The 14,367-nt window shown below is 73.8% G+C and carries 13 protein-coding genes; 6 read left to right on the top strand and 7 right to left on the bottom strand.

The window, feature by feature from the left end; all coding sequences use genetic code 11:
- Positions 1 to 59: 59 nt before the first annotated feature.
- The 6 genes from MM438_RS15145 to MM438_RS15120 all read right to left on the bottom strand — a co-directional run bounded on the left by MM438_RS15145 (position 60) and on the right by MM438_RS15120 (position 7,284).
- Positions 60 to 2,387, bottom strand: coding sequence for a 6-phosphofructokinase (locus MM438_RS15145; protein WP_241454249.1), 2,328 nt, complete (start codon positions 2,385 to 2,387; stop codon positions 60 to 62).
- A gap of 108 nt (positions 2,388 to 2,495) precedes the next feature.
- On the bottom strand, positions 2,496 to 3,278 hold the full coding sequence (locus tag MM438_RS15140; protein WP_241454247.1) for an ABC transporter ATP-binding protein: 783 nt from the start codon (positions 3,276 to 3,278) through the stop codon (positions 2,496 to 2,498).
- A 22-nt stretch (positions 3,279 to 3,300) separates the two neighbouring features.
- Positions 3,301 to 4,278, bottom strand: a complete 978-nt coding sequence (locus MM438_RS15135) for an iron chelate uptake ABC transporter family permease subunit (RefSeq protein ID WP_241454243.1) — start codon at positions 4,276 to 4,278, stop codon at positions 3,301 to 3,303.
- Positions 4,275 to 5,246, bottom strand: coding sequence for a FecCD family ABC transporter permease (locus MM438_RS15130; protein ID WP_241454241.1), 972 nt, complete (start codon positions 5,244 to 5,246; stop codon positions 4,275 to 4,277). Before MM438_RS15130 ends, MM438_RS15135 begins: the two co-directional genes overlap by 4 nt.
- Before the next feature lies 1 nt (position 5,247).
- Positions 5,248 to 6,306: an iron-siderophore ABC transporter substrate-binding protein gene (locus MM438_RS15125; RefSeq protein ID WP_241454239.1), complete on the bottom strand. Its 1,059-nt coding sequence runs from the start codon at positions 6,304 to 6,306 to the stop codon at positions 5,248 to 5,250.
- An 84-nt stretch (positions 6,307 to 6,390) separates the two neighbouring features.
- On the bottom strand, positions 6,391 to 7,284 hold the full coding sequence (locus tag MM438_RS15120; protein ID WP_241453537.1) for a siderophore-interacting protein: 894 nt from the start codon (positions 7,282 to 7,284) through the stop codon (positions 6,391 to 6,393).
- A gap of 137 nt (positions 7,285 to 7,421) precedes the next feature.
- Here MM438_RS15120 and argS point away from each other — a divergent pair, with 137 nt between their 5' ends.
- From argS to MM438_RS16485, 4 genes are all read left to right on the top strand, one after another.
- Complete coding sequence (gene argS / locus MM438_RS15115) at positions 7,422 to 9,155, top strand: arginine--tRNA ligase (protein WP_241453539.1); 1,734 nt, start codon at positions 7,422 to 7,424, stop codon at positions 9,153 to 9,155.
- A 123-nt stretch (positions 9,156 to 9,278) separates the two neighbouring features.
- Positions 9,279 to 10,661 (top strand): NAD(P)/FAD-dependent oxidoreductase, encoded by a 1,383-nt coding sequence (locus tag MM438_RS15110; RefSeq protein ID WP_241453541.1) that lies wholly within the window; start codon positions 9,279 to 9,281, stop codon positions 10,659 to 10,661.
- 235 nt (positions 10,662 to 10,896) lie between these two features.
- Positions 10,897 to 11,166: a hypothetical protein gene (locus MM438_RS15105; RefSeq protein ID WP_241453543.1), complete on the top strand. Its 270-nt coding sequence runs from the start codon at positions 10,897 to 10,899 to the stop codon at positions 11,164 to 11,166.
- A 349-nt stretch (positions 11,167 to 11,515) separates the two neighbouring features.
- Positions 11,516 to 11,638: a hypothetical protein gene (locus MM438_RS16485; protein WP_277628421.1), complete on the top strand. Its 123-nt coding sequence runs from the start codon at positions 11,516 to 11,518 to the stop codon at positions 11,636 to 11,638.
- Between the two features lie 356 nt (positions 11,639 to 11,994).
- On the opposite strand, the gene MM438_RS15100 is transcribed toward MM438_RS16485, so the two are convergent.
- Entirely contained in the window at positions 11,995 to 12,660 is a 666-nt protein-coding gene (locus MM438_RS15100) for a cation:proton antiporter domain-containing protein (protein ID WP_241454237.1), read from the bottom strand.
- 1,055 nt (positions 12,661 to 13,715) lie between these two features.
- On the opposite strand from MM438_RS15100, the gene MM438_RS15095 reads away from it, so the two are divergent.
- Both MM438_RS15095 and MM438_RS15090 read left to right on the top strand, forming a co-directional pair.
- Positions 13,716 to 14,084 carry an adenylate/guanylate cyclase domain-containing protein gene (locus MM438_RS15095; RefSeq protein ID WP_241454234.1) on the top strand — a complete coding sequence of 123 codons (369 nt, stop codon included), beginning with the start codon at positions 13,716 to 13,718 and terminating at the stop codon, positions 14,082 to 14,084.
- Positions 14,081 to 14,367, top strand: a 287-nt coding sequence (locus tag MM438_RS15090) for an enoyl-CoA hydratase-related protein (protein ID WP_241454233.1), incomplete at its 3' end; no start/stop codon positions are given. The genes MM438_RS15095 and MM438_RS15090, both read left to right, overlap by 4 nt.

The raw sequence follows: 14,367 nt of genomic DNA, 5'->3' as shown, positions 1-14,367 counted from the left end.
CGGCAAACCTGGGAACCAAAAATTCCAGGAAATTTCCAGGTTGGAGGCATCCCCCCAGGTCAGATCAGGGACGAGCTCTGGTCGGCGGGCTCGGACACGGCCGTCACCACGGGCCGCAGGTCCAGCCACCACTGGTCCCGGGGCCGCCGGTGAACCAGGTCCATGAGGTCGTGCATCCGGGCGACGGGGGTCGAGCGAACCCGGCCGCGGACCAGCCCGACGAGCTGCGCGGCGTCCCCGCCGGCGGTCAGCTCCTCGGTCAGCAGGTCCACGGCGTGCGCGACGAGCCGGGTGGCCAGCACCCGGTCGAAGGGCGAGGGGTCCCCGCCCTGCTGCACGTGCCCGAGGACCGCCTGGCGGACGTCATACCGCTCCCCGCCCTCCTGGTCGAAGAGCCGGGCGAGGAAGTCCATCGTGTACTGCTCGCTCGCCCGCTCGTTGCGGACGGCGAGGAACAGCCGCCGCCCGTGGTCGAAGGACGCCCGGAGCCGTGCGACGTCCCGCTGGAGGTCGTCCAGGGTGATCCCCTCCTCGTGGAGGTAGACCCGCTCGGCACCCCCCGCGAGGCCCCCCATCAGCGCGAGGTAGCCGCAGTAGCGCCCCATGGTCTCGACCACGAAGCACCGCCGCCGCGCCGAGGCCGACTGCTTGATCCGGTCGATGGAGTCCACGACGACGTTGAGGGCCGTGTCGGCGCCGATCGCGAGCTCGGAGGCCGGAAGGTTGTTGTCGATCGACGCCGGGACGCAGACGATCGGGATCCGGAAGGCCGGGTAGCGGTCCCGCTCCTGCCACAGCAGGTGCGTGCCCTGGTAGGCATTCCACCCACCGATGACCAGCAGCGCGTCGAGGCGGTGCTCCTCCAGGGATCGGCCGATGGAGTAGAGGTGCTCGATCTCCGGCACGCTCCGCCGGATCCCGAGCTCCGCGCCGCCGAGCGCCGTCCACCCCTCCACGTCCGCCCACGACAGCTCGGACACCTTGCCGTCCCGCAGGCCGGGGAAGCCGCCCCGGATGCCGAGCATCGTGTGGCCGCGGTCGATCCCGAGGCGCACGGCCGCGCGGGCCGCGGTGTTCATGCCGGGCGCGAGGCCTCCGGCGTGGAGTATGCCGATCCGCCGAGGCTCGCCGTCGACGTGCGGGGTCGGGGGCTCAGACATCTCGGTGAAGATCTGGGTCATCTCCGTGAAGGAGCCGCCACGCAGCGTCATCGCTCGGTCGTAGTCGCCGCGCTCGATGGCCGCCGGGACCTCCCGGGTGCGCTCCACGGCCTGCACCAGCGGGACCCGGGCGATGCGGTTGCCGCGGATGCCGATGACGTGGCCCTCGGTGTCGGCGGTGGCCGACAGCACCTCGTGGGCGGCTGCGTGACCCAGCCAGGTCGACGCCCACCGGTCGAACGCGCTGGGTCGCCCGCCGCGCTGCACGTGACCCAGGATCGTCACCCGGGTGTCCTCCCCCAGCCGCTGCTCGAGCGTCTCCCGCACGTAGGCCGCCGTGATCGGCGCACCCGAGCGGTCCTGCGCCCCCTCGGCGACGACCACGATGGAGTCGCGCCGCCCGGCCTGACGACCGCGACGCAGCTCGGCGCACATCCGGTCCTCCCAGCCGTCGGCGGGCGGGTGCTCGGGGATGAGCGCGTAGTCGCAGCCGCCCGCGATCGCGGACATCAGCGTGAGGTAGCCGCAGTGCCGTCCCATGACCTCCACCACGAACGAGCGCTGGTGGCTGGCGGCGGTGCTCGCGATCGCGTCGATGGCGTCGACGATGCGGTGCAGGGCCGAGTCGGCGCCGATGGTCATGTCGGTGCCGACCAGGTCGTTGTCGATCGAGCCGACCAGGCCCGCGATCATCAGGGCCGGGTGGGCGTCGGCGGTCTCCCGGGTGACCCGTCCGGCGGCGACCAGGTCGGCGAGCAGCTCCGGCCACTCGGCCCGGAAGAGGTCCAGCCCGCTGAGGCTGCCGTCCCCGCCGATCACCACGAGCCGGTCGATGCCGCGCTCGAGCAGGTGCCGGGCCGCCGCCATACGGCCCTCCCGCTCGCGGAAGTCCTTGCTGCGGAAGGTGCCGATCATCGTGCCGCCGCGGTGCAGGACGTTGCCCACGTCGTCCCAGCCGACCTGCCGGATGCCGTCGCCGCCGTCGACCATGCCCTGGTAGCCCTCGTAGATCGCGAAGACCTCGGCGCCCAGGTGCAGGGCGGTGCGCACGGCTGCTCGGACCGCGGCGTTCATGCCCTGGGCGTCGCCGCCGCTGGTCAGGATGCCGATCCGCTTGCCGGTGCCGTCGACCGGGGTGCCGAGCACCTCCTGCGCGGACACCGTCTCGGCGCCGGGCTGCGGGGGCGCGTCGATCGGCTCGGTGACGATGTGCGGGACCTGCTCCATGACTGCCTCCGGGAGGTATGACGGGTGCCCGTCCATCCAACCGCCCGCACGTGAACGCGACGTGACCGGGGTGGGCGGGGGAGCCCGAGGAGCGTGGGTTGGGCCGCGTCACCCTCGGGGAAGCGGCACGATCACGGGTCCTCCGTGCGGGGCGTCGAGGTCGACGTGGCAGGCGATGTCGTAGGTGCGGGCCAGGGCCTCGGGGGTGAGCACCTCGCGGGCCGGCCCCTCGGCCACGAGGCGCCCCGCCCGCAGGAGCACGACGTGGTCGGCGTAGGCCGCGGCCTGGGACAGGTCGTGCAGCACGGCGACCAGGGTGCGACCGGACTCCTGCAGCTCGGCGCACAGGTCCAGCAGCGCGTACTGGTGGGCCAGGTCGAGGAAGGTGGTCGGTTCGTCGAGGAGCACCACCGGGGTCTCCTGCGCGAGCACCAGCGCCAGCCAGGCGCGCTGGCGCTGGCCGCCGGACAGGTCGGTCAGGGGGCGGTCTGCCAGGTCGTGGACGTGGGCCTGGGTCATCGCGCGCTCGACGGCCGCCTCGTCACCCGGACCCGCCGCGCGCAGCCAGGAGCGGTGCGGGTGTCGCCCGCGCCGCACCAGGTCGGCCACGGTGAGGCCGGGCGGCACGGGCGGCTGCTGGGGCAGGAGCCCGACGGTGCGGGCCAGCTCGCGACGGGGGTGCGCGGCCAGGGCCCGCTCGCCGATGCGCACCGTCCCGGCCTGCGGGGCGAGGATCCCCGCCACGGTGCGCAGCAGGGTGGACTTGCCGCACCCGTTGGGCCCGAGGACGGCGGTGAACCCGCCTGCCGGGAGGGTGGCCGTGACGTCGTCGACGGCGACCAGGTCGCCGTGGCGCACGGTCACGCCGGTCAGCTGGATCGACAGGCTCATGGGGTCCTCCCGGTCTGAGGGTTCACAGGGTTCCTCGCCGCCACGCCTGCCCCAGGGTGAGGGCGAGGACTCCGGCGCCGAGGGCCGCGGTGACCACGCCGACGGGCAGACCTGCGACGGGTGGCGCCTGCTGGACGGCGAGGTCGGCGGCAGAGACGACGAGCGCGCCCGTGAGCGCGGCCGTCAGCAACGGCTCCTGGCCAAGCGCCCGGCGGGCGATCTGGGGAGCGGCGAGCGCGACGAAGGTGATCGGGCCGGCCACGGCGACGGCCGCGGCGGTGAGCGCCACCGACAGCACGGTGGCGACGGTGCGGGTCAGGTCGGGGCGTCCGCCGAGGCAGTGCGCGGCGTCGTCACCGAGGGCGAGCAGCTCCAGGGGCCGCCTGATCGTCAGCGCCACGGTGGCGAGTGCCGCCAGGGCTGCGACGACACCGACCGCCTGATCCCAGGTCCGGGCGGACAGGCTGCCGGTCAGCGCGGCCGTGAGCGCGGTGGCCTCCTCGCGTCGGACGACCAGCAGGAGGTGCTGGGTGACGGCCCCGGCGACGGCCGTCGTGCCGATGCCCGCGATGATCACCGCCGACGGCAGGCGATATCCACGCCCGGTGGCGACGTGCACCGCGACCGCCGCGAGCGCCGCGCCCAGGACGGAGCCCGTCGCGGTCGGGGCGTCGAGCAGCACCGCGGCGACCACGGCCCCCGCGCCGGCGCCGGCCGTGACCCCCAGGACGTCCGGGGTGACCAGGACGTTGCCGGTGGCCCGCTGGAGCAGCGCCCCCGCGAGGCCGAGGCAGGCCCCGGCGCCCAGCCCCACCACGAGGCGGGGGCCGCGCAGGCGACGCATCACCAGGCTGCCGTCCCCGGTCAGCAGGTCCTGCCAGGCGGCGGGCTGCTGCGCGGGAGGTATGCCGAGCCGGCCGGCGGCGAGCGTGGCCACCGCGACGGCCGTCAGGAGGACGAGCAGGAGCAGGACCACGAGCGAGGGGCGGCGGGCGGTCACAGGATCCCCCGACGGCGGCGCAGCAGACCGAGCAGGAGGGGGCCGCCGAGGACGGCGGTGACCACGCCGACCGGCACCTCGCCCGGTCGGGCGACGACCCGGCCGAGGACGTCGGCCCCGAGGAGCACGACCGGCCCGAGGGCGGCCGAGACCAGCAGCTGCCGGCGGGCCGAGCCGCCGGCCAGGGCCCGGGCCAGGTGCGGGACGGCCAGGCCGACGAAGGCGATCGGACCGGCGAGGGCCACGGTGGCGGCGGTGAGCGCGGCGACGGCGGTGAGCACGAGGACCCGCAGCCGGGCCGGGTGGTGCCCCAGGGAGGCGGCCGTCTCGTCGCTGAGGGCCAGGGCGTCCAGGCCGCGGCCTGCCGCCACGAGCCCGATGAGGCCGGCGCCGAGGGTGGCCAGGACCGGCCAGGAGACGCCTGCGGCGCCGGACAGCGAGCCGGCTCCCCAGTAGCGCAGCGCCTCGAAGGCTGCCGGGCTGCGCAGGGAGACGGCCTGGCTGCCTGCCATCAGCGCGGCGGAGACCACGGCGCCGGCGAGCAGCAGACGGGCGCCCGACGGCTCACGACCGCCGGCACCGAGCAGCATCACCGCGGCGGTCGCCACGAGCGCACCGACGAAGGCCCCGCCGACGATCCCCAGACCGGAGGCCCCGGACAGGGTGATCACGCCGACGATGCCGGCCGAGGCCCCGGCCGACAGCCCCAGCATGCCGGGGTCGCCGAGCGGGTTGCGGGTCGCCGTCTGCAGGGCCGACCCGGCCGCTGCGAGCGCCGCGCCGCACAGCAGCCCGACCCCGGTGCGAGGCACCCGGGTCGCCCAGACCGCCTGGACGTGCTCGTCGCCGAGTCCCCGGGCCGCGTCCGCCAGCTCGGGCAGGGACACCGGTCGGCTCCCCAGGGCCAGGCTGGCGCCGACGGCGAGGAGCAGCGCGCCGACGAGGGCGCCGGCCTGCAGCGGCCTCATGTCAGGCGCCGAGCCGGGCGACCTGCGCGTCGATCAGCGGGGTGAGCCGCGGCAGGGCCCACGGGACGGTCAGCGGGTTGATCATCGACATGGCGGTCACCAGCTGTCGGTCCCCGGAGGTGACGACGGTGTCGCGACGCACGGCCGGTATGCCGGCATACAGGGGCTGGGCCAGGACCTGCTTCTTGGAGGCCTCGTCGAGGTACCACGTGAAGATCAGGTCGGAGCCCTTGAGCCGGTCGGCGTTCTCCAGGCCGATGAGGGCGTGGTCGCTGCCGTCCGCGGGCGCGAACGACGCGATCGCCGGGTCGGGGGTCAGACCGAGCTTGGCGATCATGGCGACCCGCTGCTCGGTGGGGAGGTAGACCCCGAGCGTGCCGGGGCCGGTCGTGTAGACGTAGGAGAAGGTCTTGCCGCGGAACTGCGGGTGGGCGGCGACCGCCTCGGCGAACCGCGCCTCGATGGCGCGGATCTGCTGCTCGCCCTCCGCGGGCTTGCCGAGGGCCTTGGCGACCACCCGGATCTCGCCGTCCCAGGTCGTGGCCCAGGGAGCCTTGTCGTAGGCCACGGTCGGAGCGATCTCGGACAGCTCGGCGTACTGCTCCTTGGTCACCCCGGACCAGGGAGCCAGGATCAGGTCCGGCTTGAGCTCGGCGATCTTCTCGACCGCCACCTGCTCGCCCCCGGGGAAGGTCGTGGGCAGGGGCTGCCCTGCCTTGGTCACCGCCTCCCGCACCCACGGCAGGTGCCCGTCCTTGTCGGCGCCCCAGGCGAAGGTCTCGGTGCCCACGGGGACGGTGCCGAGCGCGATGGCGGTCTCTGCGGCGCCCTGGCCGAGGGTGACGACGCGCCGGGGCGCGGCCGGGATGGTGGTGGTGCCCAGGGCGTGCTTGACCTGCACGGGGAAGGCGCCGGAGGAGCCGGTGGCGGTGCGAGCGGCACCGGCCGCGCCGGAGGAGGTGCTCGTCGGGCCCGGGCCCGACGAGCAGGCGGAGGCGAGGGCCACGACGGCCGCGCCGAGCAGCGCCCGGCGCGGCAGGGGGGTGGAGAGAGGGTTCATGGTTCCTTCTGAGCGGGATGGGGTGGACATGATGGGTCGAGAAGACGCAGGGATGTGCTCACGGATGCGGGTGGGCGGGACCGCTCACGGATGGACGCGACCGCGACGCCAGTAGCCCATGAAGGCCACCCGCTGCCGGGGCCACCCGCGCTCGCCCAGCAGGTGGGTCCGTAGCTCCCGGACGACCGAGCTCTCCCCCGCCAGCCACGCGTAGTGGCTGCCGGGGCCCGGCTCCGGCTCCTCCCACAGCAGCTCGTCGGGCCCGGGCGGGACCGGCGGGTCGAGCCTGCTGCGGCGGCGGGGACCCGGCTGCGGCGGGGGCGCGGGCTGCCCGGTGTCCCGGACGGCCGTCAGCAGGGCGGTGCCGTGGGGACGACCGTCGCGGGCGACCTCGTGCACGGTCACCCCCGCCGGGGCACGCAGCCCCGGACGGTCCGCCGAGGTGGGCACCTCGACATACACCTGGCCCGTCGTGCTCTCCGGGAGCTCCGCCACGATATTGGCGATCGCGGGCAGCGCCGTCTCGTCGCCCGCGAGGAGGATCTCGGTGGCCGTGCCGGGGCGCCAGGCGATCCCGACGTCGTGGGCGTCCGGGTGGTGCGCCTGAGGCAGGGCGACGGCCAGACGGTCCCCCGGCGCGGCGGTGGCGGCCCAGGACCCGGCCGGGCCGGCCCCGTCGTGCAGCACCATCTCGACGTCGACCTCGCGTCGCTGCGGACGCACCTGACGGACGGTGTAGGTCCGCACGGGCGGCGGGTCGGTCATGGCCCGCCACCCCGCCCACCAGTCGCAGCCGCGGGGCAGGTCCCTCAGGTCGTCACCTGCTCGGCGGGGCAGGACCAGCTTGATCCGGCGGTCCAGGGTGCGCGGCGCGACCCGGTCGAGCAGGGCTCCGGTGACGGTCACGCGTCGCAGGTGCGGCGAGACCTCTCGGACAGCGCTCACCTCGACGTCGTGCAGGCGGTAGGGGGCGATCACGGGGGCGAAGTTAGCACACCCTAAGTTAGGGGGGCCTAAGCGAGCGGTCGGCGCCTGCAGCACCGCTGGCCGCGACGAGGATCCGCGGACGTGGAACGTGTTCGTGCCCAGGGCATGGTGAGCACTAACCTGTGGTTATGGTTGCCCCGATCGAAGCCCTCACCCCGGCTGTCCAGTCCGCCCTCGTCGCCGCCTTCGGCGAGGACGTCCGTGGGGCCGATCCGGTGCTGCGACCCAGCCAGTTCGCCGACGTCCAGGTCAACGCCGCCATGGCCCTGGCCAAGCGGCTCGGCCAGAAGCCCCGCGATGTCGCCCAGGCGATCGTCGACCACCTCGCCACCGACGGACCGGTCGCCTCGGCCGAGGTCGCCGGACCCGGCTTCGTCAACATCACCTTCGCCGACTCCTGGATCGCCGAGCAGGCCCAGGCCGCGCAGGCCGACCCGCGGCTCGGGGTGGCCACCCAGGAGCGGGAGATCATCCCGATCGACTACTCCGCGCCCAACGTCGCCAAGGAGATGCACGTCGGGCACCTGCGCACGACGATCATCGGCGACTCCCTCGCCCGCACCCTGGAGCACCTCGGCCACCAGGTGATCCGGCAGAACCACGTCGGCGACTGGGGCACGCCCTTCGGGATGCTCGTCGAGCACCTGCTCGAGGTCGGCGAGGACTCCCCCGAGGCCCACGTGGTCGAGACCGACCCCAACGCGTTCTACCAGGCCGCGCGCGTGAAGTTCGACGACAACGAGGACTTCGCGGTCCGCGCCCGGGCCCGCGTGGTCAGGCTGCAGGCCGGCGACCCGGAGACGCTGCGACTGTGGGGCAAGCTCTACGACCTGTCCAAGAGCTACTTCAACCGCGTCTACTCCACCCTCGGCGTGACGCTGACCGACGCCGACCTGGCCGGGGAGTCGGCCTACAACGACGCCCTGCCAGGAATCTGCGCAGACCTGCAGGCCAAGGGGATCGCGACCGAGGACGACGGTGCGCTGGTGGTCTTCCTGCCCGGCTTCACCGGTCGCGAGGACAAGCCGGTGCCGCTGTTCATCCGCAAGTCCGACGGTGGCTACGGCTACGGCACCACCGACGTCGCGACCGTCAAGCACCGGGTCGAGGACCTGCACGCCGACCGCATCCTCTACGTCATCGGGGTCACCCAGTCGCTGCACCTGCAGATGGTCTACGAGACCGCGCGGCGGGCGGGCTACCTGCCGGAGCAGGTCGAGGTCGAGCACGTCAAGATCGGCTCGGTGCTCGGCGAGGACCGCAAGATCCTCAAGACCCGGTCGGGCGCCCCGCTGCGGCTGATGTACCTGCTGGACGAGGCGGTGCAGCACGCGCGGGCCTACATCGACCAGGCCCGGCCCGAGCTGCCCGAGGACGAGCGGGCCCGGATCGCCCGCCAGGTCGGGATCGGTGGTGTGAAGTATGCCGACCTGTCCGTGGCGCACGACTCGGACTACGTCTTCGACCTGGACCGGATGCTCGCCCTCACCGGCAACACCGGCCCCTACCTGCAGTACGCCACCGCCCGGATCCGGTCGATCTTCCGCACGCTGATGACCGACCCCGCCGAGCAGGACGCGCCGATCCGGCTCACCGAGCCCGCCGAGCGCGAGCTCGCGCTCAAGCTGCTCGACTTCGGCGGGGTCGTGGCCCAGGTGGGCGCGGTCTACGAGCCGCACCGGCTGTGCACCTACCTGTTCGAGCTGGCCCAGACCTTCTCGTCGTTCTACGAGCAGTGCCCGGTGCTCAAGGCCGACCAGGAGGAGACGAAGCAGTCGCGGCTCACCCTGTGCGCACTGACGCTACGCACCCTCGTGCAGGGCCTGGACCTGCTCGGGGTGGAGACGCCCGAGCGCATGTGAGGCGTATGTCGATCCGCGGCGGGCGACCCCTCTCGCGGGGTCGCCCGCCGCGCTGCTGCCGGCCTCGGACAGGGCTTGTGACAACTCGCACAAGCCCGCCGAGGTAAGCGTAGCCTCAGTGGCATGGCTCACACTCGTCCGCACGTGGTGATCATCGGGTCCGGCTTCGGAGGGCTCTTCGCGGCCCAGGCTCTCGAGGATGTCGACGTCGACGTCACCCTCATCGGCAAGACCGTCTACCACCTCTTCCAGCCGCTGCTCTACCAGGTCGCGACCGGCATCCTCAGCCCCGGCGAGATCGCCCCCAGCACCCGCGAGGTGCTGCGCGGCCAGGACAACGTGACCGTCCTGATGAGCGAGGTCACCGCGATCGACGTGGCCGCCCGCACCGTCACCGCGGAGGCGTTGGGACACACCACGACCCACCGCTACGACTACCTCCTCGTCGCCGCAGGCGCCGGCCAGTCGTACTTCGGCAACGACCACTTCGCGACCTACGCCCCGGGGATGAAGACCATCGACGACGCCCTGGAGCTGCGCGCCCGGATCTTCGGCTCCTTCGAGGTCGCCGAGCTCACCGACGACCCGGCCGAGCGCGAGCGCCTGCAGACCTTCGTGGTCATCGGGGCCGGTCCCACCGGCGTCGAGATGGCCGGTCAGATCAGGGATCTCGCCGTCCACACGCTCAAGGACGACTTCCGGCGGATCGACCCGGCGCAGGCCCGGGTCATCCTGCTCGACGGGGCGTCGGCGGTGCTCGGGTCCTTCGGCGAGCGCCTGTCCGGCAAGGCCCGGCGCGAGCTGGAGCGGATCGGCGTGGACGTCGTCCTCGACGCGCTCGTCACCGACGTCGACGAGGACTCGGTGACGGTCAGGCACCGGGACGGGTCGACGCAGCGGATCGAGGCCGGGTGCAAGGTATGGGCGGCCGGCGTGCAGGCCAGCCCGCTCGGGCGCCAGCTGGGCGAGCAGACCGGGGCGGAGGTCGACCGCGCGGGGCGGGTGCACGTCGCCCCGGACCTGACGCTGCCCGACCACCCCGAGATCTTCGTGGTGGGCGACATGATGGCGCTGGACGAGCTCCCGGGGGTGGCCCAGGTGGCGATCCAGGGCGGACGGCACGCGGCGCAGGTCATCGCCTCAGAGGTCCGCGGGGAGCGGGACCGGTCGCCGTTCCGCTACCAGGACCGCGGGTCCATGGCCGTGATCAGCAAGTTCGGGGCCATCGCGAGCATCGGGCCGCTCAAGCTGACCGGGCTGCCCGCGTGGCTGGCGTGGCTCGTCGTCCACCTGATCAACATCGTCGGCTTCAAGCACCGGGTGACGACGCTGCTGCACTGGGCGATCGCCTTCCTGTCCACCGGGCGGGCCGAGCGCACCACCACCCGGCAGCAGCTCGTGGGGCGGCTCGCGGTCACCCAGCTCGGGAGCGACTTCCGGCCGACGATCGGCGGGGTGGCGCGAGAGCAGGAGCCACGGAAGGACTCCGGGACGCCCCGCTGCTGACCGGTCGCGCGCCGGGCCGGCACCCGTGCTCGGACCGGTGCGCGCCGGTGCGCGCCGCACGGTGAGTGCCGCGCCTCTCCCCGTGGTGCGGGGCGAGGCGCGGCGAGCGCCCTGAGATCACGAGCTACCACGTCTTCACCTGCAGTGATCACTGAACGTAGTCTCTCGGCAGATGGCGTTGCCGGGAGGATGCACGACCGCAGGGACGGCGTCGTCGACGCCCACGCGGCGCAGCGTGCTCAGCGCCGGCCTCGGCCTGCCACTGCCGACGGACATCGGCCGCGAGCATCCGTCCGGCGACCTGGCGGGTCCGGGTCGGCTGGCCTGGAACCCTCCGGCGACCGTGTGGCGGACCACGAGGCATGGGTACGACCTGGGCCCGTGGTCGCCGTTCTTCACGACATACACCCGTCCCTGTCCGCTCGACCTCGATCTCGCGCCCGTCGGCTCGGTCGACGGACTCGTGCTCCAGGGCGGGACCGTGCGCTGCCGGATCACCGGCTGACGACCACCACCTGGTATCTCCTGCCGCAGCTCTGGTCCTACCGCCTCGACCGCGACCCCCGGCGGCTCGACCGGATCCTGCGGACCCTGGACCACGCCGCCGCACTGACCCAGGCCGACCACGCGACGGGCGCCACCTGGTGGGTGCACCGCGGCGACCACGAGGGCGGTGAGCTCGGGCTCGACCTCCGCGGCCGGGTCTCCGGGATGACCCGGATGACCCTGTCGGTGCTGGCCACCCTGTGGGAGACCACGGGCGGGCAGCAGTGGCGGGCCTTGCTGGACAGCACCTTTCGCAGCTATCGCCACCACCGGCAGATCACCCCGGCGGCCTTCGCGAGCACTGGTTCGTGGCGCACGAGCGCGCGGCGGACGGGAGGGCCGAGACCTTCTTCGAGGAGTACCCCTCGCCCGCGGCCGACAAGGTCGCCCACGTCGTCAACGGCTTCGTCTGCTCGATCTGGGGCCTGTAACGACTACCACCGCGTCACCGGCTACCCGCAGGCACGCGTCCTGCTCGACCGGTCGCCGGCCACGCTGGTCACCTCCCTTCCGCGCTATCGCGCTGCCAGGCGGGCGTCCGGGCGCGCCATGACCGACTGGGGCCACGAGGCCTGGGGCCGAGCCCGCCCCGGCACCGGTGCCACGGCCGACGCCCGCCCCCACGGGGCCAGGCTGGCCCCGTGGCACGATCAAAGAGGCGTCAAAACGTACTCAACGGGGCCAGCCTGGCCCGAGAACGCACGGGAGTGGGGGCGAGCAGGTGACCGGGCGGCGAGCGCCCGACGAGCGGGTGACCGGGGCGCGGGCGGGCGAGGCGCGGGCGGGGTCAGCGCTCGGCGCGCTGCTGCGCCTGCGCCCGACGCTGCCCGCCCCGCTCCTTGCGGCGACCGGAACGCGCCTCCCACCGGGCCCGCATCCGCTCGCGCCGCTCCTCCAGGTGATGCATGACCGGGGTCGCCGCCATACCGTGCACCACGACCGACAGCAGGATCGCGAAGGTCGCGGTCGCCCACAGCGTCCGCTCGTCGTCCCAGGTGTGCTCGCTGGTCGCGAACCCGAGGTAGTAGATCGTGCCGATCCCGCGGACGCCGAAGACTGCGGTCGTCCAGCGTTCGCGTGAGTCCAGGGTGCTGGTGCGCCACAGGGAGAGCCAGCCGGCGAGCGGGCGGACCACGAAGACCAGCGCGGCGGCGACGATCACGCCCGGCCAGGTGAGGCCGGCGAGCTGCCCGGAGCTGAGGGAGACCCCGAGCAGCATCAGGATGAGCAGGGTGAGGATGGCCTCCAGGTGCTCGATGGCCAGGTGCAGGCGTCCGTGGTACTCGTGGCCGCGCTCCGCCGCCCGCAGCGCCAGCGCGCACACGAAGACCGCGAGGAAGCCGTAGCCGTGGGCGAGCTCGGTCAGCCCGTACGTCGTGCAGATCAGCGCGATGCCGAGGAGCGGCTCGCCCACGTCCGCGAGGCGCAGGCTGTCCCAGTGGGCGCGGAACACCAGCTTGCCGAAGGCTTCGTCACCCAGCAGTTCAAGCGCTCGGCGCTGCCCAACGGCCCCAAGGTCGTCGCGGGCGGGTCGCTCTCGCCGCGCGGTGACTGGCGGATGCCCTCGGACGCGTCCCCGGCGATCTGGCTGGCCGACCTGGCGAACGTCTGCGTGGCCGGGAGGAGGCAGCCAGCCAGTGAGGCCACAGGCCGACCCCGGCCCCTTGGTGGCCCAGGCCCGATCGCGTACCCGCGCCTGGAGAGCGCGTCCCGAGCCCGGCCTCCTCGGCGGGCCCCTGGACCGCGACCGCCGTCGGGTTCGCCCTCCTGACCGTCGGCGTCTCGGTGCGCACCGCCGAGGCCAGGAAGGCCCTGGGCTTCCCCGCAGGCCCGCAGGACGACACCGTGTTCTCGCGCTACGACCTCGACGCCATCGGCCAGCAGCGCCACCCTGGTGCGCAGCGGGCAGATCGATCAGCAGCAGCCGCGCTGGGACTTGCCCCAGGTCCGCCAGGACCGCCACATCAGGGGCTCGATCGCCAGTGCCGACGCCCATCAGGGCGATGAGGACGGCGATCTCGGTGACGTGCGCGGCGAGCGACTCGTGGAAGGCTGCGCCGCGCGCAGCTCGTGGCCGACGAGGGCCACCCCACGACCAGGCCGAGCCCGACGAGGCCACCGCCAGATCGCCGCGGCGGAGAAGGTCGCCAGGAGCTCGCCGACGCCCTCGAGCCGCTCCTCGTCTACGCCTGGCGGCGACACCTGGCCGCCGCCACGGCCCGGATGGTCGCCGACGACGGCGAACAGGCTTCCCGCCTGGGGGTCATCGCCTGCGGGGAGGTTCGCCGAGGTGGTGACGTAGAGCGTGCGCAGGTCCGGTCCGAGCGAAGGTGCCCAGGTCGGTGAACGCTTCGAGGCCCTGTGCTCCGACGACCTGCTCGAGCGTGCCGGTCGGGTCATCAAGACCGTCGGCGACGAGGTGCTCTTCGTCACCAAGGACCCCGTCGACGGCGCCCGGCTGCCGTCGACCTCGTCGACGAGATCCGCCACGACGAGCTGCTCCCGCCGGTGCGCGTCGGCCTCGCCCACGGCAAGCTCGTCTGCCGGTCGGCGGTCTTCGGCGACACCGTCAACCGCGCCGCCCGGCTCACCGCGGAGATGGTGACGTGCGGCAAGGTCCTCGGCGACCAGGTCGCCGTGCCTGGTAGAGCGTCGCGTGCCCGAGCTGCGGACCGCACGGCAACGCACCCGCACCCTGCGCGGCGTCGGGGTGGTGACCCCTCCCTGCTGCAGCGGGCGGTGCCGGCCTCGACCCTGGACGCGCTGCGGCTCGCCGAGGTCGTCACGCTCGGTGGTGACGGCACCGCGCTCCACCGCGCCGACCGCCCCGCGCGGCCCCGCGCAGGCAGGCGCGCCCGACAGGAGCCTCGCCGATGACCACGCCGACCTTCGACAACGTCACCATCGCCCGCCACGGGCAGGAGGGCCACGTCGCCGAGCTCGCCCTCGACCGGCCCGAGGCGATGAACGCCGTCTCCACGGCCATGGCCCGCGACCTGGGCGCGGCCACCCGGGCGCTCGCCGACCTGGCGCTCCGCGGGGAGGTGCGCGCGGTCGTGGTGACGTCGACCCACCCCAAGGCCTTCTGCGTGGGCGCGGACCTCAAGGAGCGCAACGGCTTCACCGACGCCGACCTGATGGCGCAGCGGCCGGTGGCCCG

The sequence above is a fragment of the Arsenicicoccus dermatophilus genome (assembly GCF_022568795.1).
GTDB lineage: Bacteria > Actinomycetota > Actinomycetes > Actinomycetales > Dermatophilaceae > Arsenicicoccus > Arsenicicoccus dermatophilus.
This window is presented reverse-complemented; position numbering and strand designations above follow the sequence as displayed.

Coding starts and splice junctions, on each gene's coding strand:
- MM438_RS15145 (WP_241454249.1), bottom strand. CDS start 2,387: ATGGAGCAGGTCCCGCACATCGTCACCGAGCCGATCGACGCGCCCCCG.
- MM438_RS15140 (WP_241454247.1), bottom strand. CDS start 3,278: ATGAGCCTGTCGATCCAGCTGACCGGCGTGACCGTGCGCCACGGCGAC.
- MM438_RS15130 (WP_241454241.1), bottom strand. CDS start 5,246: ATGAGGCCGCTGCAGGCCGGCGCCCTCGTCGGCGCGCTGCTCCTCGCC.
- MM438_RS15125 (WP_241454239.1), bottom strand. CDS start 6,306: ATGAACCCTCTCTCCACCCCCCTGCCGCGCCGGGCGCTGCTCGGCGCG.
- argS (WP_241453539.1), top strand. CDS start 7,422: ATGGTTGCCCCGATCGAAGCCCTCACCCCGGCTGTCCAGTCCGCCCTC.
- MM438_RS15110 (WP_241453541.1), top strand. CDS start 9,279: ATGGCTCACACTCGTCCGCACGTGGTGATCATCGGGTCCGGCTTCGGA.